The organism is Paenibacillus foliorum (assembly GCF_013141765.1).
Taxonomy (GTDB): domain Bacteria; phylum Bacillota; class Bacilli; order Paenibacillales; family NBRC-103111; genus Paenibacillus_S; species Paenibacillus_S foliorum.
The window spans coordinates 189,267-210,586 of the sequence record NZ_WHOD01000128.1 but is presented as its reverse complement, the minus strand read 5'-3'; the positions used below and the strand labels follow the sequence as shown (position 1 = coordinate 210,586).

Genomic DNA, 21,320 nt, shown 5'->3' with positions numbered 1-21,320 from the left:
TAATCTATATTGGCGTGCGGGGAATTCGAGGGGCCCTCCGTTAGTAACCTTGATTGTTTAAATAGTCCCATCCATTTCCGATGTAAGTCTGTTGTTGTTGCAGGTGCTGCTGATATTGCTCGTATTGCTGCTGCTGTTGATAGTCATATTGTTGGCGATTAGGATGAACGGGGGCCTGGTTGTTGTAAGGTTGATTCGAATAAGGTGAATTGGCGACAGAAGTTCCTTGGACACTATCTTTCTTACAATCGCTAGGAGGTCCGATGAAAACTGTTTTTGTGATGGGTGCCAACGTATCCTTCACTTTTGCCTCATTAAGGCAATACGTATGAGCCAAAACACTAGCTGGAGTTAATCGCAGCAGGTCGGAGCCTCCTATGAATTCCGGAGTTGGTGCATCGAATATGGCCAATAAATGGGTGTTATCCATCGTAGCAATTTCATAATGCCACCAGCCCTGAGGCACATTAGCCACTTGGCCCGGCTGGATTGAAAAGTTGAGGAGCTCTTTTGTAAATGGGTTTACTATAGAGACAACGGCTGCTCCGGAAATACAGTATACCAATTCGGAAGCATTTTGATGGATGTGGGGTTCAATTACGTTTCCCGTACTAAGAAAAATGTCCAGCAGAGACGTATTACCTAATGTGTTTAGTTGCTCGATGGAAAGCACATTAATGTAATTCTGAGTATCCTTTTTGAAAAAGAGGTTGTTATTTACATCGTACGTGAATTGCACGGATGGTGATGTGAAGTCCATATATGAAACCGTCATTTTGTTCCCTACCTTCATGTAATAATAGGCTTTTGACTAATGGGATATCTTATGTTTTTTCCCTAAAGTAAGTGCACTATTTTTTTGGAGGCATTTCAAAACGAATTAATCCTTTGCTGTTAGCCTTCTTCAGAAGCGAAATGCTGTGCGTTAGCACAGAAGCACCCCCGCGCGCCCGCGATCCGGCGACCGAGCACCCACGCGCCCCGTGACCATAGAAAACTGCCCCTCCGCCCCCCGCACTCCCAGACTCCCGCAAAACTGCAAAAGTGCAGTTTTATTCAAGCGAAACCACTGGTTTGGAGCAAATACCTACAATTATGCAGGAATTTTAACTTTTGATTGCTTAAGATCGAGTTTGAAAGTCAAAAAGATGTACGATTGCAGGAATGCTTCGTCGTGAACATATGAAGAATCAAAAAGATGTAATTTTGCAGGCTTTCTACAATCGCTTCATCGCTGTGGGGTGGAGCTCGTACCTTACAACATGCTTGCCTTCCGCCCCAGTTACTGGGGAAAACAATCCCTTTGCGCAGAGCGAGTGCAGGATTCGAACGGAAGTGCGGTGGTTTATGCTTAAATGAGTCTCCACATCGATAGGACGCAGCGGACGAGCAAGTATACAGGCCAGACGGATGATTTCCAGTTCCGCCACACTCTTCATGCTTGTAGGAGAAAATTCCGGTCGATAGCGGCTAAGTACCATTCGCAGCAGCGTTAGGCACAGATCAGGACGGTGAGCAACATCATCGTAAGCAATTGAAATCACCTGAAAACCCATAGCTGCTAAGAAAGTTTCCCGGTTCAGTTCATTGCAATATTTTTGCCTGTCCATATCCCGCACGTGCGGGCCGAAACCTTTGATTTCTATGATTAGCTTCACAGGAGAAGTTATCAAGGCGAAATCACAGAAGTAGGATAGCCCCCGCCAATCGAGCACTTCGAATTCTGGATGCAAATTGTCAAACTTCCCCTCTAGAGGCCACCAGATGTTACGGCAAAACAGCTTCTCAGCATCCCGATGTCCCCTTTCCAAGCGTCCTTTTCGTTCACCCGTTCTCCTCTGCAAATGAGATTGAATAAATGCAAGGTGCGCGGCATCAAAATTCATTTTTATCATCCCTCCTGTATTATTAAAAAAAGAACGTCCCGATCCATTCGCATCGGAATGGATCGGGACGTTCTTCGTCTCTTACAATTCATTATAATAAAGAATTTATAGTTGTATATAGTACAAAGCCAGCAATTGGAGTAGAATAATCTGTTGAGCGTTGAATGCTTCACCTGGCTTGAACCCAGCGACGGTAAATCAGGTATGTCAATAATAAGAATAGAGCATAGATCCCTATTGCCATTAGAATCTTATCCACACCGGAGAACAGATGTTGTCCGATATAAGCGTATACCAGCATAGCGGGAATTTTACCGACAGCTGAGGCTACTGCATAAGTTAATAACCGAATGGATAGAAGGGCTGAATACACGTTGACTAAGGATTGGGGCAAAACCGGGATCATGCGGGCAAAGACGATCGTCCAGAACGGATGATCCTCGATGGTTAGCGTAAGCTTTTCCAGTCGGTTAAATTTGGCTAAATACGCTCTGCCTTGTTTTTGGAAAAAGACTTGCACCAACAGGTAAATGATTACACTTCCTACTGATGCAGCCAGCCAGCTTATTAATGCACCCAGCAAAGAGCCGTAAAAGTAACCGAGCATTCCAATAATAATTTTGAAAGGAATGACGGGAAACAGGATGAAGCCCACGGCTATGAGAAAAATAAGGGCCAGTGGAGCTTCCCCGTTCTGAAGCCAGTTCACGATTTCGTTTCTGTAAATATAGCAAATTATTATTGCCACAGAATAACAGACACCTGCGATTATGCTTTTCATAATATTTAAATGGAGCCCCACTTCATCTAATAGCTATACAATTAGTATTGAATTAGTAAATAATATCAATTATAACAAGCTTGCTTGTCCAAAGAAAGAAACGTAGATATTCAACCCATTCAAAATTATGGTGACCAAAGAGAGGTCCAGAGGGGCGCGATTTAATTGGAAATTATTTATGCAACTTCAAATGCAGTGAAATTTGAAATTGCGACAACGGTTCTTAGAGAAACGAATATGACTTTGAAACAAAGTAATATCGATGTTCCTGAAATACAGAGTATGAAGGTCGAAGATATAGCACGATTTTCGAGTATTTGGGCAAGAGATAAGCTTGGTAGCTCGGTAATTGTTACTGATGTTGGATTATACATAAACGCTTTAAACGGATTTCCTGGGCCATTTGTAAAGTTTGCTAATTACTGGCTAACTGCGGAAGATGTTATTAAGTTATTAGAGGATAAAGAAGACCGCACCGTTTACATAAAAGAATGTTTGGCTTTTTGTGAAATTGATTCTGAACCGTTGATTTTTCAAAAGCAGATTAAAGGTACAATCACTAAGGAAATCAGATCGGAGAATGGTTCGCTAATGGATAAGTTGGTCATACCTGAAAATGACAGTTTACTATTAGATATTCCGAGTAATGAGTTCATTAGCTTTTGGGTGAAACACAGTGCGTTTAATCCATTTAAGGAATGGATTCAAACTGGAAAGACATTCGATAAATGCTAGGTCGGTCACCAGGATGAGGCTGCCGGCATGAATAAATAGTCCCGCCGCGTTAAAGGACAGGATTGTTGAAAGTAGTATAAATTTGTAAAAGGGTTGGATAAGAATGCTAAAAAAAATAATAGGCAGATTGTTTAAAGTACTTATTCTGCTTTTTGCAATTTTTATTTGCTTTTCAGCCTACAGTATTTGGTCTTATAGCAAAATCAATCAATTAGTTAAATCTGATGCTGCAATTGTTCTGGGTGCAGCTGCTTGGGGCGATGAACCGTCACCCGTCCTAAGGGAACGGATAAATCATTCAATTTGGCTTTATGAAAATGGATATGTAGATAAAATTATTTTCACAGGTGGCAAAGGTGTCGGTGATAAATATGCGGAATCAGAAGTTGCCAGGGATTATGCAATCAAAAATAAGGTTGTTGCAGAAGATATTTATATTGAAACTGAATCAAAAATAACGGAAGAGAATCTCCAGTACGCAAATATAATTGCCACTAAAAATAACTTTAAGACATTCATCATTGTAAGTGACCCAATGCATATGAAACGAGCGGTTTTAATGGCTGAAAATAGGGGGATGGAGGTATATTCATCACCGACACCTAGTTCGGCCTATAGGTCGTTAAACAGTAAACTTCCTTTTTTCTTACGAGAATTATTCTTCTATATAGGATATATTTTCAGTCTGCCATTTCGGTAATTGAAAACGGTCAATTGGTAGCAGAAGGGAAACTATGGCCCGATAAGCAACCAGCAAGAGGCTGTCGGCATGAATCGGTAGCCTTGTCGCAGGAAGAATCTTTCATAAAAGGAAATAACAATTCGTCATAGAATTAATAAGGATGGACTGGAAACCTATCTTATACCAATATAGCATGCGGATTACAGGTAACCGCTGGGATGCTGATGATTTGACGCAAGATGCATGGTTTAAAGTAGTTGAGGCTGTCCGAAATAACCCGGAGAGGCCTATAACAAGAGCATTCCTGTACCGTGTTGCGAGAAATGCGTGGATTGACGTTCAAAGAAAACAAAAAATCCGAACTGTGCCGTTTGATCGAAGTTATGAAGCGGCTGCTCCGGATCCATTGTTATCTAGTCGGGAGCTGTTGGAGCAACTCGCGGAACGGCTGTCGCCTAAAATGGCCGTTATTTTACTGTTAATGGATGTATTCGATTTTACAGCAAAAGAGACTGCGGAATTCGTGCGAATGAAGGAAGCTACAGTACAAGTAACTTTAGGACGTGCCCGCTTGAGACTCAAGCAATTCTCTCAGGACTCATCCTCAGATAGACCATCTATAGTTCCGAATGAAGATAGGGCGTTTCCCATTGATTTTGATGGACTGGTTGAAGCTTTCCGCAGACGTGATCCAGACGCAATTTACCGGGCATACATCGGTTTAACCAAGGAAGAAATTCATCTTACTCAGCTTCAGACAGTGGGCGCGCTATTGCATTTTACATTCAGAGATCCTGACGGCAACATATTCAGAGTCGTTTCAAATTAATAATAATCGATTGTTTGATTTTGTTCCGTCTTTCCGTTACTTAGGTTGAAGGAATTAACAATTGAAGGGATGATTAGGATGTCTGGAATTTCGAATGAATTTATGGGAAATGCATTGAAGGCTGTATGTTCGGTATATGTGCCTGTTAGAAACCCGATAAAGTCTGCACAATGGTGGCAGCAAAACTTTGGATTGGAGTACGCGGTACCATTCAATCCTTTAGAAGCTCAAGCGATTATGAAGCTTGCCGATGGACAATGGTTGCATTTGGTCGAAACTGCGGGACAGATCGATAACCAATTCTCTAACAAGTCGGGTTATGAAATGTTTAGGTTCACCTTTGAGGTAAGGAGAATAGAGGTACTGCATGGCCATTTGCAATCAAACGGCGTCAGGATCGAGCATCTTAAGGACCGTGACAGCTGCGGCATTAACTTCGTATTTTACGACCTGGACGGAAATAAATATGACGTGAACGAAGTTGTCAACGTTCATCGAACGCCTACAGAAGTAGATAAGTTAAAGGCTCATTTATTCAGTCTTGCAAAATAAGGAGGATTAAGAGATGCCGATTCAACAGATTGGCGGTTTATTCATATCCGTGAGCAATTTGGAGCGGTCCATTTCATTTTATACGGAAACTCTTGGACTTGTTTGTAGGGGAATAGAGGATTGGGGAGATGGCAAGAGGGGCGCTACGCTATTTTGCAATCCTCATCCGGATCATGCGGCATTGCTAAGCTTGGCGGAAGTGAAGGGACCATTCACAGTGATCGATCGTCCTATGTTTAATTTCAAATGCAGCGATGTACCGAGTATGCACAAAGCAATAAAGGCGAAAGGGTACCGAGTTACCGAAATGGTAACGTGGGATTCTCCCTGGAATAAACATGTCATGTTCGACTTGTTTGATCCAGATGGGAACTTGGTCAATCTGATTGAAATGGTGCCTATTAATGTTGAACAAACAACCTAGCAGTTGTGAAATTTAGTAAGAATCAGCTAACCGTAACTATATCTCGATAAGCAACCAGCATGAGGCTGTCGGTTATGTGATCGGCAGCCTCGCTGCGTTACGAACAGGCTGTATAGTTCAAAAAAAAAGAAAATTTCTTTTCATGGCTTAGAATTTTTGATATTATCGTAATAACTTATTAAATGCGTTTAATAAGTGTTGCGCTATGAGGTGGTGATCATTGTGGATGAGTTACTTGCAACTCCAAAAGAAATGAAGAGAGTTATCTTCCGTGGTATACGTGCAGCTCTTCTGGCACTAGGAAGTGCAACGAAGGTTGAACTGAGTCACAAATTGGGAATTAGCTTTCCTACAATCAGTAAGTTCCTTACGCAAATGGAAAAGGACGGGGAGCTAATTTTAGTTGGTCTTGATGATTCTAGTGGTGGAAGAAGAGCAAAAAGATATGCTTATAATCCGGAGTATATGCTGGGTTTGGCTATTTTTTTAGAAAAAACAGAAACCAACTACATGATTTTTAATTGTTTAGGAGAAGTGAAAGAACAAGGTAACACAACAAGTGTCCTAATGGATGATGTTCTAAGCTTAACGAAGCAGATTGAAGACATCATTGTAAATAATCCGAAGATCAGTTCCATATCAATCGGTGTACCTGGTGCGGTCAAAAATGGCCGAATTATTTATATGCCAAGCTACGAGCAGTTTCATAATTTGGATTTGAAGGGATACTTTGAAGAACGTTTATCAATACCTGTCGTTGTAGAGAACGATATGAATGCTGCTGTACTTGGATACAACAATAATAGGCGAAATAAAGAGAATTCTTCCTTGATCTATTTGTATATGGGTCACAATGGTCCTGGTGCTGGTATTTTGATTAATGGAGATCTGGTGCGAGGAAGTACGTTTTTCTCAGGTGAAGTTTCATTCGTCCCTCAGTATGATGACAGAAACTTTCTACAATCTTTAAACAATGGTAGCACGACTGAAAAAGAAACAGCGAATCTTAGGAAGGATGAAGAGATTGATGCTATTAGTCGGTTGGTAGCTTCTTTTACAGCTATGATAAACCCCCACACGGTTATTTTTTGTAACAATGAAGTGAACCAAACAATTATCAACCAAATAGCAATTAGGAGCGCAACCTATATCCCAGAAGAACATCTTCCAGAGCTTACAACAAGTGATTGGAAACAAGATTATTTGTACGGATTACAGAAACTCGGACTTGACCTTATGATCTCTGGAACAAAAATATCAAATGATCAGGAGAACAGGTAAACAATATGGCTACATTCTTTTTGTTAATTATCTATTTGGCTTTCATCAGCTTGGGATTGCCTGATTCATTGCTGGGAGCAGCGTGGCCTGTCATGCAATTGGACTATAAAGTGCCGCTTGAGACGGCCGGCTTGTTATCTATGACAATAGCGGCTGGCACGATTGTGTCCAGTTTGGCAAGTGGAACCGTACTTAAACGTTTCGGAACGGGTAAAGTAACACTGGTCAGCTGTATAATGACAGCCGGCGCTTTGCTAGGCTTTGCTGTTTCTCCATCGCTTGTTTGGTTATTGATATGTGCTATCCCTCTAGGATTAGGCGGAGGATCGGTGGATGCAGGACTAAACAATTACGTTGCTGCTCACTACAAAGCACACCACATGAGCTGGTTGCATTGCTTCTGGGGAGTCGGGGCTACACTCGGTCCGATTATTATGGCTCAGTTTATTTCGGGGCAAAACTTCTGGAGACAAGGTTACCTGACGGTTGCCGGAATTCAGTTTGCCCTGGTTGTCATCCTTTTTATCACGCTGCCTTTATGGAATCGGGTGGCTAGTAATAGCAAGGTCCCATCAAGTGAAGAACCGGAAGATAGCAAGGGGCAAGCAGATGAAGAATCATCTGAAAATAATAAACCTTTGCAGATTAAGGGGGTTAAGCTGGCTCTGTTCTCCTTCTTGTTTTATTGCGGTGTCGAAGCAACGATGGGGCTGTGGGGAAGCAGCTTTCTTGTAAATGTGAAGGAATTGCCCGCAGCGGTAGCGGCACAATGGGTTTCCCTATTCTACGCGGGCATCACAATCGGCAGATTTGTTACCGGTTTTATTACTTTCAAGATGAGTAACCGTGTTCTCATTCGGGGAGGGCAAATCACGGCATTAGTCGGTGCGGCGCTACTATTCTTGCCATTGCCTACCGGCTTCTCGCTTGCGGGTTTTATGATAGTCGGATTAGGTTTGGCACCGATTTATCCGTGTATGCTGCATGAAACGCCGGTACGTTTCGGGAAAAAGCATTCACAGACCATTATGGGTTATCAAATGGCTGTAGCCTATACGGGGAGTACGTTTATGCCTCCTCTTCTCGGTTTCCTAGCTTCCTATTCAACCATCGGAATCTTTCCGTTTTTTATCGGTGCTTCTGCTGCAGCTATGTTCTTGTTTTCAGAAAAATTGAATGGCTTCTTGAAAAGGAAAGATTTTTTAAATGAGCGTAAATCGAATTCCACAGCCTTTTAATCACAAGTTCCTTTTTTCGCAACGCGTATTACGGGTTTAAAAACTCATGAATAATAATGCAGCAATAGAGCCATAATACAATTAACGGTGAAAAGAGAGGTGTGGTTCCGTTGGGCGATCTAACGAGCAATACTAGGGAATTTGTTGTTGAATCGATATAGAAGCGGAGGGATGTGCCAAATACACGTTAGTGTAGTACACGTACTGCAATATTGTGGATAGGTTATACTGAGCTTTCGTTAAGATTCATGGCATTTGTACCAACAATCAATTCACCGTTGAGAGGGGCCTCGAGAGAGGTCCTTTTTCCATTTAGAATAATCTTTGAACTTTGTATGTTAGAATAATAAGGAATAGAATTAATTGGTTAATGCTAAATACTGTGAAAGTCCAATTTTATTTGCACGGGAGAGGGGAACTATGGATAAGGAATTTTTGCTGCAAAATGCAATTGAAATAATGGCAGACCGTTACAAAGAAGCCCAAACTCCAGAACTGGAGCTTGGTGCCGATCTATTTGCTGTGAGAATTAAAAAGAAGCTGATTAAGGACGGGTTTACTGAGGCAGAGGCCGAAGCGGCAAGATTAAAAGCTAAATTCTCTAAATAAGGAAGGCTGAAATTAAATACGATAAACTATTAAGTTCATATGAGGGAGAAAACTTTTGGACGAATTAAATGCAAGAGAAGAGTTAGGGGTCAGATTAATTATAGCAGAGCAAGAATTAAAAGCAGCTGAGGAAGAATATAAGCTCTTCTTAAAACAATTAGAACAGTATAAGAAAACAATCGATGAGCATAAAATGACCATTTCATTAATTAGAAGCAAAATGGGTATGCCATCTATTCAATAATCTAATTTTTCATATAAAGGAGCTTTATTAATGTCACAAATGCTAAGAAGCTTGTATTCATTTTGCCAAAAAACAAAACATAATTCCAATAAATTAATAGTCTCACAATATAATCATAGTAAAGAAGTTACTGAGTTTGCTTGTGATCGTATTGAATTTGAAACATCTCCTGAACCTAATTGAGGACAATGGCGAAAGGGTATTATCCTTCATGATTCAAGATTGTGTTATTAACTTCGATGGGAATAGCGCTAAAATACATCATTCAAATAAAATATACTTAGAATTTGATTTTCTGGATTAGGATCATTGAAACATTAGAACGAGCCAGGGCGCTGCAATCAGTGTAATGAAAGCAGTTGCCATCATGGCTATAGCAGCAATGGAACCGGAGACGGCATCATACTCCATAGCTTTGCTGATTCCTGCCGAATGTGCGCTGGTTCCATACAGAACGCCCCGCGCAAGGGGATGCTGAATACGGAACCATTTAACGATTAACGGGCCTACGATCAAGCTGAGCAGTCCAGTGAAGAGAGTGGCGACAGCGGTTATCGTAGGAATACCTCCGATATTGGATGATATAGAAATAGCTATTGGAGTTGTGGCAGAACGCGGTGCCAGACTGTCCATAATTTCCGGCGATAGCCCGAGCAAATAAGAGAATCCTGCTGAGGTCACAATAGCCGCAATTGCGCCGCAGCCGACGCATACGATAATGGCCCAAGCATTCTTCTTCAAATGATCCCAATTTTTGTACAGAATTACCGCAAGTGCAATAGTAGCAGGCTCCACCAAATCGGTAAGCCAACCGACTCCTTTATCATACGTATTAAAAGAAACACCTGCCCATTCTATGACAGTGATAATGATCATCGGCGTAACTAACAGCGGTGTCAAATACATTTTTTTATAAGTACGGTATAAGCATTTGGATGCCCAATAAACTAATAGGGTGCCGAATAACCAGAAAATGGCGCTCATCATCGGCTTGACCTCTCTTTGCGCCCCATAAATAATTGGCCCATGAGACCGGTGCAAATCATGACGGCGATTGTGCTGCATAAGATTATGATTGCTATTCGGAATCCGCTATGGATCACCAGATTTTTATAATTGATGATCGCAACCGTTGAAGGAATGAAGAACAGGAGCATCTCGGATAGCAGCCACTTGGAGCCATACTCAATCCAATCCAACCGGAGGACTTTGAGTTTAAGAAGCGTGAATAGGATGATAATGCCTATAATACTGCCGGGCACTGGAATATGAAGCCATGCAACGATTAAATTGGATATTCTGGCGAGGACGATAAATAATAGGACCTGGATGATTGTTTTTAACAGCAGCTTCATTATTTCCGCCCCTTTCTTCTCTACACCTAGTATACGAAGTTGGTTAACATGAGTAAAATGAATATATAGAATGATTTTCATTCCATTTGTCTATGAGAACGAGGGGTTCTTATCCATGGAAATACGCCATTTAAAATATATTTCCGAAATCGTACGTCATAACAGCTTTACAAAAGCTGCCGAAGCGTTGCATATCACACAGCCGACGATCAGCAAAATGATCAAAAATTTGGAGAATGAACTCAATATTGAAGTGTTTGCTCGGGATGGAAAACAGATTAAACTGACGAATGCGGGTGAAGCGATATTGAATCATGCCGGCCCGATTCTTCAGCTATACGATGGTCTGATGACGGAAATAAACGACCTGACTTATTTGAATAAGGGCAGCATTCGGATGGGGCTTCCTCCAATGGCCGGATCGAGGTTTTTCCCTGAGGTGCTCAAACGGTTTCAGGAGCAATATCCGGGAATTACGATCAAGATGGTGGAGGACGGGGCAAGGAAAATCGAGGAAAGTATTGCGGACGGAACACTTGATGTTGGAGTTCTCTTAGGTCCTGTTGATCAGGCGGAATTCGATACGTACCCTCTCATAGAGGATCGGCTGAAGGTTATTATGCATCCAACGCATAAACTGGCGCAGCGGCCGCAGGTTGAACTTACGGATTTGGCGGAGGAACGTTTTATTCTGTTCAGCCGTGATTTTGCATTGCATGACCGGATCATTAGCGAGTGCCGCGCAATAGGTTATACACCCTATATCGTTTATGAAAGCTCTCAATGGGATTTTATCGGTGAAATGGTAAGTGCTGATTTGGGCATCGCCATGCTGCCTGACATCATCTGCAGGGTACTTAATCCTAATAAGATTAAAGCGGTTTCTTTGATCAATCCAACTATTCCGTGGGAGCTGGTGATGGCTTGGAGAAAGGAGGGATACATGTCCTTGGCGACGAGGGAATGGATCTCATTTACGAAACAAATATTTAATGAACAGACATGAGGAATCGTAATAGGATGTCTCCGTTTGATCCATATTGTATAATGAGCATTAAACTCGTATTCAAAGGAAGGGTGTTGAGGAAATGAAAATTATTTATCACGGACATTCCGCAGTACAAATAGAAACGAATGGAAAATCGCTTATTATTGATCCATTCCTCAGCGGCAACGCATTAGCGGTTGTGAAGCCGGAAGCTATTAAGACGGACGCCGTCCTCTTGACCCATTCTCATATGGATCATATTCTCGATGCTGCGCCAATCGCCCAAGCGAATCATATTCCCGTAGTCTCTAATGTAGAGCTAGCTGCCTATATGTCTTGGAAAGGAGTCGAGACAATCGGTATGAATATTGGAGGAACAGTTGATCTTGGCTTCGCTCAGGCTAAGATGGTTCATGCGCTTCATAGCTCTGGCATCGTTGATGAGGAGAACAAAACAATATTATACGGGGGGCTGGCTGCAGGATTCATCATACGTGCGGAAGGTAAAACAATTTTGCATACAGGTGATACTGGACTATCCCGAGATATGAAGCTTATAGGCAAACGTGAAAAAATCGATGTAGCCTTCATACCGATAGGAGGGCATTATACGATGGGGCCGGAGGATGCGCTCCAAGCAGCCAAATGGTATAAGGCAAAGCTGGTCATTCCTGTCCACTATAATTCATTCCCTATAATTAAGCAGGATGCTGAAGCTTTCGTTAAGCAGTTGGAAGCACAGGGGATTAATGGTAAAGTGATGGTGCCAGGTGACGAGATAGAAATTTAGGTGATACTAGTTCATAAGGAGTGCATATACATGCACTTTTTGTAATATTTTATCGAATTATTTGATTGCCATAAAGCTTCTATTTCTGTAGACTAAGTGTATAGACTAAACATAGTTAGGCTACTTGAATGGAGACGAATCGATGGACAATATTAAGCAATTTTTTTTGAATTTAACGGTAAGACGATTTTCGATCCTTTTTCTAATTTGCTTGTTGATGATTAGTATTAAGGACATGTTGAACCTAGTACTTTTGACCTTTCTAATAGCCTTTATTATGAGTAGTATTCAACGGTTTTTGACAAGAAGGCTTAATAGATATGTGCAGATTAACAGCAAGGTCATTATTATATTGCTATATGTCACGATGATTTCCATCTTAGTTTATGCGATCGTTAATTACTTGCCGAAGGTCTTTGTTCAGATCATACATTTAAAAGAAATTTTGATCGGTTTGACGAGCTTGCCTGCACCTGATGATGAGCTTTCCCGATATGTATATAAAACGTTAAAAGATCTCAATTTACAAGCTTATGTTAAGCAGGGCTTCGAATATATCCTTAGGTTCAGCAACTGGGGAACAACCTTTATTCTATCGACCATTCTAAGCTTGTTCTTTATTCTTGAGAAGAATAGAATTGCTGCATTTACCTCCAAGCTCAAAACAAGCAAAGTCTCCTGGCTCTATGAGGAGCTTGAATATTTCGGCAATAAGTTCATTCTGTCCTTCGGTAAAGTTATTGAGGCTCAAATTCTTATTGCCCTCTTTAATACTATTTTCACTGTGATTGGGCTATGGATTCTAGGCTTCCCGTACCTTTTTGCTCTGGCGGTTATGATCTTCCTGCTTAGCTTGATTCCTGTGGCTGGCTTCCTGATTTCATTGATTCCACTATGCATTATCGGCTATAACGTAGGCGGTCATATGATGATCATCTATGTGGTTGCCATGATTGCTGTGCTTCATTTCCTTGAAGGGTATTTCTTAAATCCGAAGCTTATGTCTTCCAAAATGAATCTCCCTATGTTCTATACGTTTATTGTTCTTATTTTCTCTCAGCATTACTTTGGTACGTGGGGTTTGATCGTGGGGATTCCAGTTTTCGTCTTCCTATTGGATATTCTCGATGTGGATACATCCACTTAAAAGGTAATATATGTAAATAATTGAAACCTCTAAGAGGTTGTTCCAAGTAAGCAGCTTTCGACAAATCCAAAAGGTCCTCCGCCGAGTAATGACTCAGACGGAGGACTTTTTTGCTGCGAGTTTCTATGAGGGCCTATCTTCTCATTGAAGCCTTTGCTTTTGTAGTGAGAAAATGGATTCAACTTCATAAGCAGTGCTTGACTCTCCTCTGATCATCAGCCTGCACAAACCTGCAAACATGCAGTTATTAGCTACCGAAATTGGCTTGTGAGAGGAAGAACTGCAAAAGTACAGCAATTTATTGCAAAGCGACCCGGTTTCAGCTAAGAATGAAAAAAGAGCTGCATATTTGCATGAATTTACCAAGACTGCCGATTAAACGGCCAAAAGGCTGTATAGCTGCAGGATTTGAGGGTAAGCCGATAAAACGGAGGCTGTATAGATGCAGGATTTGAGGTGAGGGTAGGCAGTAGCTCTCGAATAATGCTTGTGCGCTGTGAGTTGCAGTTCGTAAGGTCTTGTTAAGCGCTGAGCTGGGTAAGGAGCCGAAATCGAGTGATTTCGTTAAGCGCTGATTTCGGTACTGAGCCAGAAAATTCGGGGAAAATTTTAGACATTGGCCGTTACTAATGGTAAATTTAAACTTAATGACAATTTGAGGAGTTGAATCGTATGAAGATTGCTTGTATATCCGACATCCATGGGAATGCGCATGCATTGGAAAAGGTATTAATAGATATCAATAAAAAGAATGTCGATAAAATATATGTGATGGGGGATTTATGTTACCGCGGCCCAGAACCGAAACGATCCATGGATTTGATTCGTTCCTTGAATGCAGAGGTAATTAAGGGCAACGCAGATGAGTGGGTCGTTCGTGGTGTCCGCAAGGGCGAGGTTGCCGATACCGCTTTGGAAATGATGAATCGCGAACGGGATTGGGTTGTATCAAAATTAGATCAGACCGATATCGATTATTTGGCTCAGCTGCCTACAGAAATCAATGTTAGGGTCGAAGGCGTAGCTCTGCACCTTTTTCATGCCACACCGGATAGTTTGTTTGAAATTGTACCTCCTGGTGCGGATGATGAAATTATTAAATCCAAGCTGATGTCATCCAAGGACGCTCAAATTTACATCTACGCTCATGTTCACAAACCCTACACCAGATATTTGAATGGTAAAGTGATCATGAACACAGGGAGTGTGGGGCTCCCCTTTGACAGTTTGGCTATGGCCTCCTATGCTACTATAGAGATAACAGAAGGGGCTATTAGAACCTCTATTGAACGAGTAAGCTTTGATATTGAAGAGGTTGTCATGCAGTATCAAGCTTCAGATTACCCCAATGCGGAAATGATGGCCAAGGTCCTCAGGAACGCACGAGTTAATATATAATGAAATCTAGTGAAGGAGCAAGGAGAAGCTATGTCAGCGAAAACGAATGCCTGCCGAATGTTAGATTCGGCTCATACATCTTATACATTGTATGAATATGAGTGGAATGAGGATCAGCTAGATGCCTTTACAGTGGCTGAAAAAGTAGGCTTGCCGGTGGATCATCTATTCAAAACGTTAGTATTGCGCGGTGATAAAACCGGAATTATTATGGCATGCATCCCTGGGGACAAAGAGCTGAACTTAAAAGGATTGGCTCAAGTGAGTGGAAATAAGAAGGTCGAGATGGTTCCGGTAAAAGAAATTCAAGCTCTGACGGGTTATATACGCGGAGGGGTATCGCCTTTGGGTGTTAAGAAGAAATATCCCTTGTACATGGATCTTTCCGTTTCAGAGGTTAATCCAGTCAGTATAAGTTCAGGCCGTCGAGGGCTTCAAATATTTCTGGATGGCAAAGCTTTGGCAGCCGTTTCTGAAGCTGTTCTAACAGACCTTACCCTGTAGATTAGGGAATACAAATGACGAAATGATACGGAGGCAGTACATTGGATTTTTCTAGCAAGCTTAAGGAACTACGGCAGCAAAGGGACATTTCATTACGCAAATTAGGAGAAAAGGCGAGCATTAGCTATTCGATACTCAATTCAATAGAGAACGGCAGATTCCAGCCCTCCAAAGAAATTGTAATTTCCTTAGCCTACGCACTGAGATATGAGAATGTTGAAGAATTGTTAGTCATCGCAGGGTACCCGACGAGCATAGACAACGAATGATACATCACGAGGGTCTACTTTGTCTAGCCTTATATAAGGAGTGAGAACAAATGGTGAGTCAGGGTTCCATCACGGCAATGATTGTGCAGGTCATCTTGGGAATAATCATTCCTTTGGCGCTTGTGTTATATTTTCGCAAAACTAGTGGTATTTCTTATCGTGCCATTGGCGTCGGAATACTCGTCTTTTTCATTTTTTCGCAGGTTTTGGAAAAAGGGCTGCATTATTATGTATTATCCGTAAATAAATCGACGGTAGATTTGTTCAAGAATCCTTGGCTGTTTGCCATTTACGGAGGGCTGGCCGCGGGTATATTTGAAGAGGTAGGACGTTGGCTAGGCTTCTCCTTACTGCTGAAAAATCGGCATGAACGCAAGGACGGCATTTCCTTAGGAATCGGTCACGGAGGTATTGAGGCCTTTTTGATAGCTATTGTTTCCGGTGTACAGGGGATAGTCTTCGCAACGATGATTAATGCGGGCAAGCTTGAACAATCACTTGGAGCAGGGCTGCCGCCGGAGCAGGTTGCTCAGCTCAAGGAACGACTGATCCATACTGCGCAGAGTGAATTTTGGCTGGGAGGGTTAGAGCGGATCCCGGCGATATTTATGCAGATTGCGTTCTCGCTAATTGTCTTGTATGGAGTTCGCTATCGGAAAAGTATGTATTTACTTTATGCAATCCTGCTTCATGCTCTTGTCGACTTCGCGCCCGCCATGTATCAAGCTCATTTCTTATCATTGTGGGTAGCTGAGATTGTTATATGGGTATTAGGGATTGGGGCTATTGTAGTAATAGTAAAGTCGAAGAAATGGTTTGGCTAGAAATAGGAACAGTCTCAGCTTATGGGGCCGTTCCTTTTTTGCGTGCAGCGTATTTGAACCCAATATTTGAGTTGAATAATTATTCACTTTGTTGCATTATTATTACAGTTGCTTAAATGTGATCCTGAAACGTTAGTGGCGGTTAGTAAACGTATGAGGAGGAAAAGAATGCGACTAATATGCGAATCCAGTTCTTTAGATGATTATTTAGAAGAAACCGAAGAAATTGATTTCAGTCATTCCACGATAATTGATAAAGCTGCGGAATTAAATAGCCATTCGCTAAATGAAATTAAATTTGTTATGTCTGCTTTTGAATTTGTTCGTGATAATATATCTCATTCATGGGATATCCAAAGTTCACGCATTACATGTAGAGCATCCGATGTTCTATTCTTTCAAGAAGGAATTTGTTATGCAAAATCGAATTTATTGTGTGCTTTATTAAGGTCCGAAGGAATACCGACTGGTTTTTGTTACCAACGTCTGACCTTAGGAGATACCCCTGATACAGGTTACGTTATTCATGCGTTAAATGCTGTGTATCTGAAGTCAATTGGGAAATGGATTCGTTTAGATGCGCGCGGAAATAAAGCGGGTGTGGATGCACAGTTCTCGCTAGAAGAAGAGAAATTGGCTTTTCCAATACGTGAACTATTTGATGAAATGGACTATCCTGTGATTTACAAGACACCAAGCATAAAAACAACTGCCGTATTACGTTCACATTCAGATTGTATGGCGATGTATCTTCATGGTTTACCTTCAGAGTTGTAGCAGTTCAATTTATAGAACTCATTTTGTAAGTTATTGGTAAAATCAAGAGGGCTTTAGTGGTTTTTGTCGAATAAAAAGAACAGGCAAAACGTTAAAACGTTATGTTTCCAGCAAGCTGCCAATACCGATAATGAATACATCCGAGGAGAACCTGATGAATATATTTAAAATTTTGGCTTCTAATGATGGATCCATCAATGAACCGAATGTGAGCTCCTTTCTCGCTTACCTGCTTGATCCGAACGAAAATCACGGATTGGATTCCGTGTTCCTGGAATATTTTCTGACCCCGGTTATTCTCGGTAATAAAGATAGCTTCAAAGAATTGATCTACAACGACCGAATCAGAAATTTATCCAAGCGGTCACCTTACAGCATCAGCGTACAGGCGGAGATGACCGTCATGCTGGACACCGAAACGAGCAAACAGAAAACGAGAGATATCGATATTTTGATTGAGATCTTTCATAGCTCCGATCCACATCGTGCCCGCTTTGCTTTCTGCATTGAAAATAAAATCAAGGACGGCGCCATCCAGAAGGGCGGGAACCAGCTGTACGAGGAGCTGACCGGACTGATTCAGTATTATGCCAGCCGAAGCGCAGCAGACGGTCGGGGGGTATCTTCTGCTCAGATTCCGGCGCTGTCGTTTATTTTTCTTACTCCTAAACGGAACATCCGGGCAGTGGAAGAGTTCGCTGAGCTCGTGGACAAGCTGGAGTTTACGGATTCCATAAAGAATATCCCTTGTTATCATATGACTTGGGGGCCGGATGCAGCGCAGACACAAGAGGAAGCGCCTGCCCATGTCGTCGCCATGTTGAACCGGACACTACAAGACGAGGCCTGTGGCAATATCGAACCGATTTACGACTATACCAAGCACACACTGAAATCATTCCTGACATTTATCAAATCCGACTTCCATTCGTATAAGGAAGAGAAGACAGCGGGAACCGAACGTCGAAGCTATGGAAAAACCATTCCTGAATTTTATTATGATGTATTCACCGAGCTTGAGTTTGATAGGGATTATGCTTCGAACGATATTAAAAACAGGGTAAAAGAGCTAGTCTTGCGAAGTTCCGGTAATGAAGTCCGTAAACCTACGCTCGATGCCACACTGATCTTCACGACCGTCAATAACTCGAATCGTAAGCACCAAGGCGTTACCGATCCACAAAAGCATGAAATTAATCTGTTCTATTGTCCGGACGAAAACAACAAAAAGATGATTCGCAAGCTGAGCCAGAACGACCCGCCTGCTGACATATATATTTACTGGAAGGATAACAGCAGCGACGACAAAACAGGCAAGTGTTTGTTAACTGAAATTTATCCAAGCCTCAGGTAGAGCTTCTACTTTGTGGCTTGGCTTTTTTTTTGCGACACCTCTTACTTTTACTTAGCCGACTGTTGCTCGCTTCACTATTAGTGGACAATTTGTTATGGATTCCTTTAGGAGGGTGTCGTACTATATATAGTAGCGGCCAATAGAATTGGACCGTCTATGGATGCCAATAAAGAGAGGGAATTTACATATGAGACGTGAAAGTACCGGAAAACGAACGCAATCCAGCCGAAAAGGGAAATATTTGCTCGCTTTATTAGGGATAGCAGCTGCGTCATGTTTGTCGATTATTATTCTTGTACCGGATTTTGCAAGCAGCTTGATGATACCAAAGAGCGGGACTGGAGCTACGCAAGCAGCAGAGAAAGCCATACCGGCCAAACCTCCAAGAGAGGCGCTTGATTTCCAAATGGACGATTTCATGCATGGGTGGGTCTCCTATACGGATGGAATTATGAAAACCGATGATGGGGGAGTTAGCTGGTATGCTGCCGCTACTTCTGCGGTTCAGATGGATCAGTCAAGTCAGACATCCAAGGCTATTGTCGAAAATGAAGATCTAAAATGGATCAAAGGGAGCTTGCCGAGCATTCAGAGAATTGCAGCAGGAGCGAAGGAATTGGAAGTGAAGAAGTCACAGTTTCTTACTGAAAATGTCGGATGGGCGCTGATAGCCAAGGAGGGGCAAGACTCTGCGCCCTTGTGGACAACAACAGATGGTGGTAGAAGCTGGAAACAGCAGGTTACACCTGAGCTTGTGAAGCAGATGGAAATGGAGAGTCTGCGACTGCAAAGCATAGCGAAGGAAGCAGAATATTATGCCGACAGTGAGACGGCACGGAAAGCTATTCAGTCGGAGTGGACGTTAATGCCTGAAACGGCAGCCCGCGGGGACATTGTACTGGTACGTCACCGTTCTCCCGGTAATGTGGAGTGGCAGGGAAAAACATATGAGCTTCAGCCATTCGCTTCCGGTTACTTTACTTATCTGCCGATCCCCATGAATACTAAGGCAGGGAGCTATCCAATCGGAGACAAGACGCTTACGATCAAGGAGAAGAAATTCGAAACCCAATACTTGCAAGTGACGAAGCAAATGGAAAGCATGAAGCAGGATACAAAAACCATTCAAGCGGATCAGAAGAAAATAGACCTGGCAAGAAGTAAGTCCGAGCCGGAATTTTTATTTTCCTCCCCGTTTATTCAACCTATTGAAGGCATCCTGACTACACCGTACGGTTATACGAGATATGTGAACGGCAAGCTTGACAGCAGTCATATGGCTATTGATCTTGCGGCGAAGACGGGGACTCCTATCAAGGCGACTAATGACGGTATTGTAGCTCTCGCCGAGAGTCTTTATTTGACAGGAAATTCTATTTATATCGATCATGGTATGAACTTATTCTCCCAATATGCTCATTTATCTGAGCTGAAGGTTAAAACAGGAGACCATGTGAAGCAGGGGGATATTATCGGCCTTGTAGGGACAACTGGGTTTTCCACCGGTCCCCATCTGCATTTTACATTTTGGGCGCACAATATGCAGGCTAACCCCAATTTGTTTTTTAATACCAAGCCGTTTAACTGGTTTCAGCCTGCACCTTAGTCATTATTAGAAAGAGTCATGTTCATCAGAATCGACGGGGTGGAATGGTTCCATAGCCTTTTGAAAATGACGCAAAAATAAATAATCCACGCTGTTTAATTCTTCTTCCCGATACATGAGAAACAGTTGATTGAGCGGGAATGGATTTTGCTCGATGGGAATAGCGTACATTTCTCCCGAATCGATCTCCGCCTGAATGTAAAGAGGGAACGACAGAAAAATACCTAACGTGCTCTTGATCCAATGTTTAATCAATTGCAAATTGTTTGTTTCATAATGGGCATTATAATGCAGGTTCAGATCATTGAAGGTGAGATCTATTTTTTTGCGAAACATGCTCTCAGGCTCGTAAAGAATGAGCTGTTCCTTTAATACATCCTGAAGCTTCAAGGATTCACGACCGGCATACGGATGCTCCTCCGAAACGATGGCATAGACTGGGTGCGAATGCAGCAGCCGGAAAGTGATTGAAGGATCATTGGCTGTATAACGTGTAATGCCGAACTGAAAATGCTTGTTCTTAATCATCTTGATTTGCTCTTGGGTAGTGCAGCAAAGCACCTGCAATGCGATGTTTGGGTAAGCTTTACTAAAGCTATCCAGAATCGGAGGCAGGATGATACTGGCAAATGAATTGACGCAGCCAAAAGAAAGCTTGCCAGTCAATCCTTGCTTGAGATGATCCACAGCCTCACGGCCTTGGTCAAGAGCAGCCAGCGCATTTAAGGCATAGGGGAGGAAGGCACTGCCTTCCTCAGATAGCCGGACTATTCCATGGGCTCGAATAAGTAAAGGCTTGCCCAATTCTCTCTCCAACTGCTTGATTCTGTGTGAAACCGTAGGTTGGGGCAAGTACAGCCTTTCCGCGGCTTTGGAAATGCTCCCTAAACGGTAAACCGTCACGAAGGTTAAGATTTGATCAAAGGTCATGAAACACCGCCAGTTTCTTAGTTTATTGGTTTAATGCTATTTGTCGACCGTCTTTGTGGACTATGTATTCAAAAAATGAATAAGGTCATTCAGATTTGGATATATACTTGGCATCAA

At 42.2% G+C, this 21,320-nt stretch carries 25 protein-coding genes; 19 read left to right on the top strand and 6 right to left on the bottom strand.

Annotated elements, in window-relative coordinates; translation table 11 throughout:
• Positions 1-40: 40 nt before the first annotated feature.
• The 3 genes from GC093_RS33690 to GC093_RS33680 all read right to left on the bottom strand — a co-directional run bounded on the left by GC093_RS33690 (position 41) and on the right by GC093_RS33680 (position 2,634).
• Positions 41-775: a cupin domain-containing protein gene (locus GC093_RS33690; RefSeq protein WP_171656336.1), complete on the bottom strand. Its 735-nt coding sequence runs from the start codon at positions 773-775 to the stop codon at positions 41-43.
• 442 nt (positions 776-1,217) lie between these two features.
• Positions 1,218-1,886, bottom strand: a complete 669-nt coding sequence (locus tag GC093_RS33685) for a hypothetical protein (protein WP_171656335.1) — start codon at positions 1,884-1,886, stop codon at positions 1,218-1,220.
• Between the two features lie 169 nt (positions 1,887-2,055).
• Entirely contained in the window at positions 2,056-2,634 is a 579-nt protein-coding gene (locus GC093_RS33680; protein WP_312886678.1) for a TVP38/TMEM64 family protein, read from the bottom strand.
• Between the two features lie 198 nt (positions 2,635-2,832).
• On the opposite strand from GC093_RS33680, the gene GC093_RS33675 reads away from it, so the two are divergent.
• The 9 genes from GC093_RS33675 to GC093_RS33635 all read left to right on the top strand — a co-directional run bounded on the left by GC093_RS33675 (position 2,833) and on the right by GC093_RS33635 (position 9,261).
• Positions 2,833-3,402: a non-canonical purine NTP pyrophosphatase gene (locus GC093_RS33675; protein WP_171656333.1), complete on the top strand. Its 570-nt coding sequence runs from the start codon at positions 2,833-2,835 to the stop codon at positions 3,400-3,402.
• 103 nt (positions 3,403-3,505) lie between these two features.
• Positions 3,506-4,102, top strand: a complete 597-nt coding sequence (locus GC093_RS33670) for a YdcF family protein (RefSeq protein ID WP_171656332.1) — start codon at positions 3,506-3,508, stop codon at positions 4,100-4,102.
• Positions 4,103-4,244: 142 nt separating this feature from the next.
• On the top strand, positions 4,245-4,913 hold the full coding sequence (locus GC093_RS33665; RefSeq protein WP_171656331.1) for an RNA polymerase sigma factor: 669 nt from the start codon (positions 4,245-4,247) through the stop codon (positions 4,911-4,913).
• 78 nt (positions 4,914-4,991) lie between these two features.
• Positions 4,992-5,465 carry a VOC family protein gene (locus tag GC093_RS33660; protein ID WP_171656330.1) on the top strand — a complete coding sequence of 158 codons (474 nt, stop codon included), beginning with the start codon at positions 4,992-4,994 and terminating at the stop codon, positions 5,463-5,465.
• 13 nt (positions 5,466-5,478) lie between these two features.
• On the top strand, positions 5,479-5,889 hold the full coding sequence (locus GC093_RS33655; RefSeq protein ID WP_171656329.1) for a VOC family protein: 411 nt from the start codon (positions 5,479-5,481) through the stop codon (positions 5,887-5,889).
• A gap of 222 nt (positions 5,890-6,111) precedes the next feature.
• On the top strand, positions 6,112-7,170 hold the full coding sequence (locus GC093_RS33650; RefSeq protein WP_376768698.1) for an ROK family transcriptional regulator: 1,059 nt from the start codon (positions 6,112-6,114) through the stop codon (positions 7,168-7,170).
• A gap of 5 nt (positions 7,171-7,175) precedes the next feature.
• Entirely contained in the window at positions 7,176-8,408 is a 1,233-nt protein-coding gene (locus tag GC093_RS33645; protein WP_171656328.1) for an MFS transporter, read from the top strand.
• Between the two features lie 420 nt (positions 8,409-8,828).
• A complete protein-coding gene (locus tag GC093_RS33640; protein ID WP_171656327.1) occupies positions 8,829-9,017 on the top strand; it encodes a hypothetical protein in 189 nt (62 codons plus the stop codon).
• Between the two features lie 55 nt (positions 9,018-9,072).
• Positions 9,073-9,261, top strand: a complete 189-nt coding sequence (locus tag GC093_RS33635) for a hypothetical protein (RefSeq protein WP_171656326.1) — start codon at positions 9,073-9,075, stop codon at positions 9,259-9,261.
• Positions 9,262-9,567: 306 nt separating this feature from the next.
• Here the strand turns inward: GC093_RS33635 and GC093_RS33630 are convergent, their stop codons facing one another.
• Entirely contained in the window at positions 9,568-10,248 is a 681-nt protein-coding gene (locus GC093_RS33630; protein WP_171656325.1) for an LrgB family protein, read from the bottom strand.
• Positions 10,245-10,616 carry a CidA/LrgA family protein gene (locus GC093_RS33625; RefSeq protein WP_171656453.1) on the bottom strand — a complete coding sequence of 124 codons (372 nt, stop codon included), beginning with the start codon at positions 10,614-10,616 and terminating at the stop codon, positions 10,245-10,247. The genes GC093_RS33630 and GC093_RS33625 overlap by 4 nt, the downstream gene beginning before the upstream one ends.
• A 115-nt stretch (positions 10,617-10,731) precedes the next feature.
• Here GC093_RS33625 and GC093_RS33620 point away from each other — a divergent pair, with 115 nt between their 5' ends.
• The 10 genes from GC093_RS33620 to GC093_RS36530 all read left to right on the top strand — a co-directional run bounded on the left by GC093_RS33620 (position 10,732) and on the right by GC093_RS36530 (position 20,273).
• Positions 10,732-11,622: a LysR family transcriptional regulator gene (locus GC093_RS33620; RefSeq protein ID WP_171656324.1), complete on the top strand. Its 891-nt coding sequence runs from the start codon at positions 10,732-10,734 to the stop codon at positions 11,620-11,622.
• An 82-nt stretch (positions 11,623-11,704) separates the two neighbouring features.
• Positions 11,705-12,394 (top strand): metal-dependent hydrolase, encoded by a 690-nt coding sequence (locus GC093_RS33615; RefSeq protein ID WP_171656323.1) that lies wholly within the window; start codon positions 11,705-11,707, stop codon positions 12,392-12,394.
• A 142-nt stretch (positions 12,395-12,536) separates the two neighbouring features.
• Positions 12,537-13,541: an AI-2E family transporter gene (locus GC093_RS33610; protein ID WP_171656322.1), complete on the top strand. Its 1,005-nt coding sequence runs from the start codon at positions 12,537-12,539 to the stop codon at positions 13,539-13,541.
• A 672-nt stretch (positions 13,542-14,213) separates the two neighbouring features.
• Entirely contained in the window at positions 14,214-14,939 is a 726-nt protein-coding gene (locus GC093_RS33605; RefSeq protein ID WP_171656321.1) for a metallophosphoesterase family protein, read from the top strand.
• A gap of 30 nt (positions 14,940-14,969) precedes the next feature.
• Positions 14,970-15,443 carry a Cys-tRNA(Pro) deacylase gene (ybaK, locus tag GC093_RS33600; RefSeq protein WP_171656320.1) on the top strand — a complete coding sequence of 158 codons (474 nt, stop codon included), beginning with the start codon at positions 14,970-14,972 and terminating at the stop codon, positions 15,441-15,443.
• A 41-nt stretch (positions 15,444-15,484) separates the two neighbouring features.
• Entirely contained in the window at positions 15,485-15,712 is a 228-nt protein-coding gene (locus GC093_RS33595) for a helix-turn-helix domain-containing protein (RefSeq protein WP_171656319.1), read from the top strand.
• A 50-nt stretch (positions 15,713-15,762) separates the two neighbouring features.
• A complete protein-coding gene (locus GC093_RS33590) occupies positions 15,763-16,536 on the top strand; it encodes a YhfC family intramembrane metalloprotease (RefSeq protein ID WP_171656318.1) in 774 nt (257 codons plus the stop codon).
• A 168-nt stretch (positions 16,537-16,704) separates the two neighbouring features.
• Positions 16,705-17,313 carry a transglutaminase-like domain-containing protein gene (locus tag GC093_RS33585; RefSeq protein WP_171656317.1) on the top strand — a complete coding sequence of 203 codons (609 nt, stop codon included), beginning with the start codon at positions 16,705-16,707 and terminating at the stop codon, positions 17,311-17,313.
• Positions 17,314-17,467: 154 nt separating this feature from the next.
• Positions 17,468-18,667 carry a PD-(D/E)XK nuclease family protein gene (locus GC093_RS33580; protein WP_171656316.1) on the top strand — a complete coding sequence of 400 codons (1,200 nt, stop codon included), beginning with the start codon at positions 17,468-17,470 and terminating at the stop codon, positions 18,665-18,667.
• A 187-nt stretch (positions 18,668-18,854) separates the two neighbouring features.
• A complete protein-coding gene (locus tag GC093_RS36530) occupies positions 18,855-20,273 on the top strand; it encodes a peptidoglycan DD-metalloendopeptidase family protein (RefSeq protein ID WP_281365358.1) in 1,419 nt (472 codons plus the stop codon).
• A gap of 6 nt (positions 20,274-20,279) precedes the next feature.
• Here GC093_RS36530 and GC093_RS33570 read toward each other — a convergent pair whose 3' ends face one another.
• Positions 20,280-21,203, bottom strand: coding sequence for a LysR family transcriptional regulator (locus GC093_RS33570; RefSeq protein ID WP_171656315.1), 924 nt, complete (start codon positions 21,201-21,203; stop codon positions 20,280-20,282).
• Between the last annotated feature and the right edge of the window lie 117 nt (positions 21,204-21,320).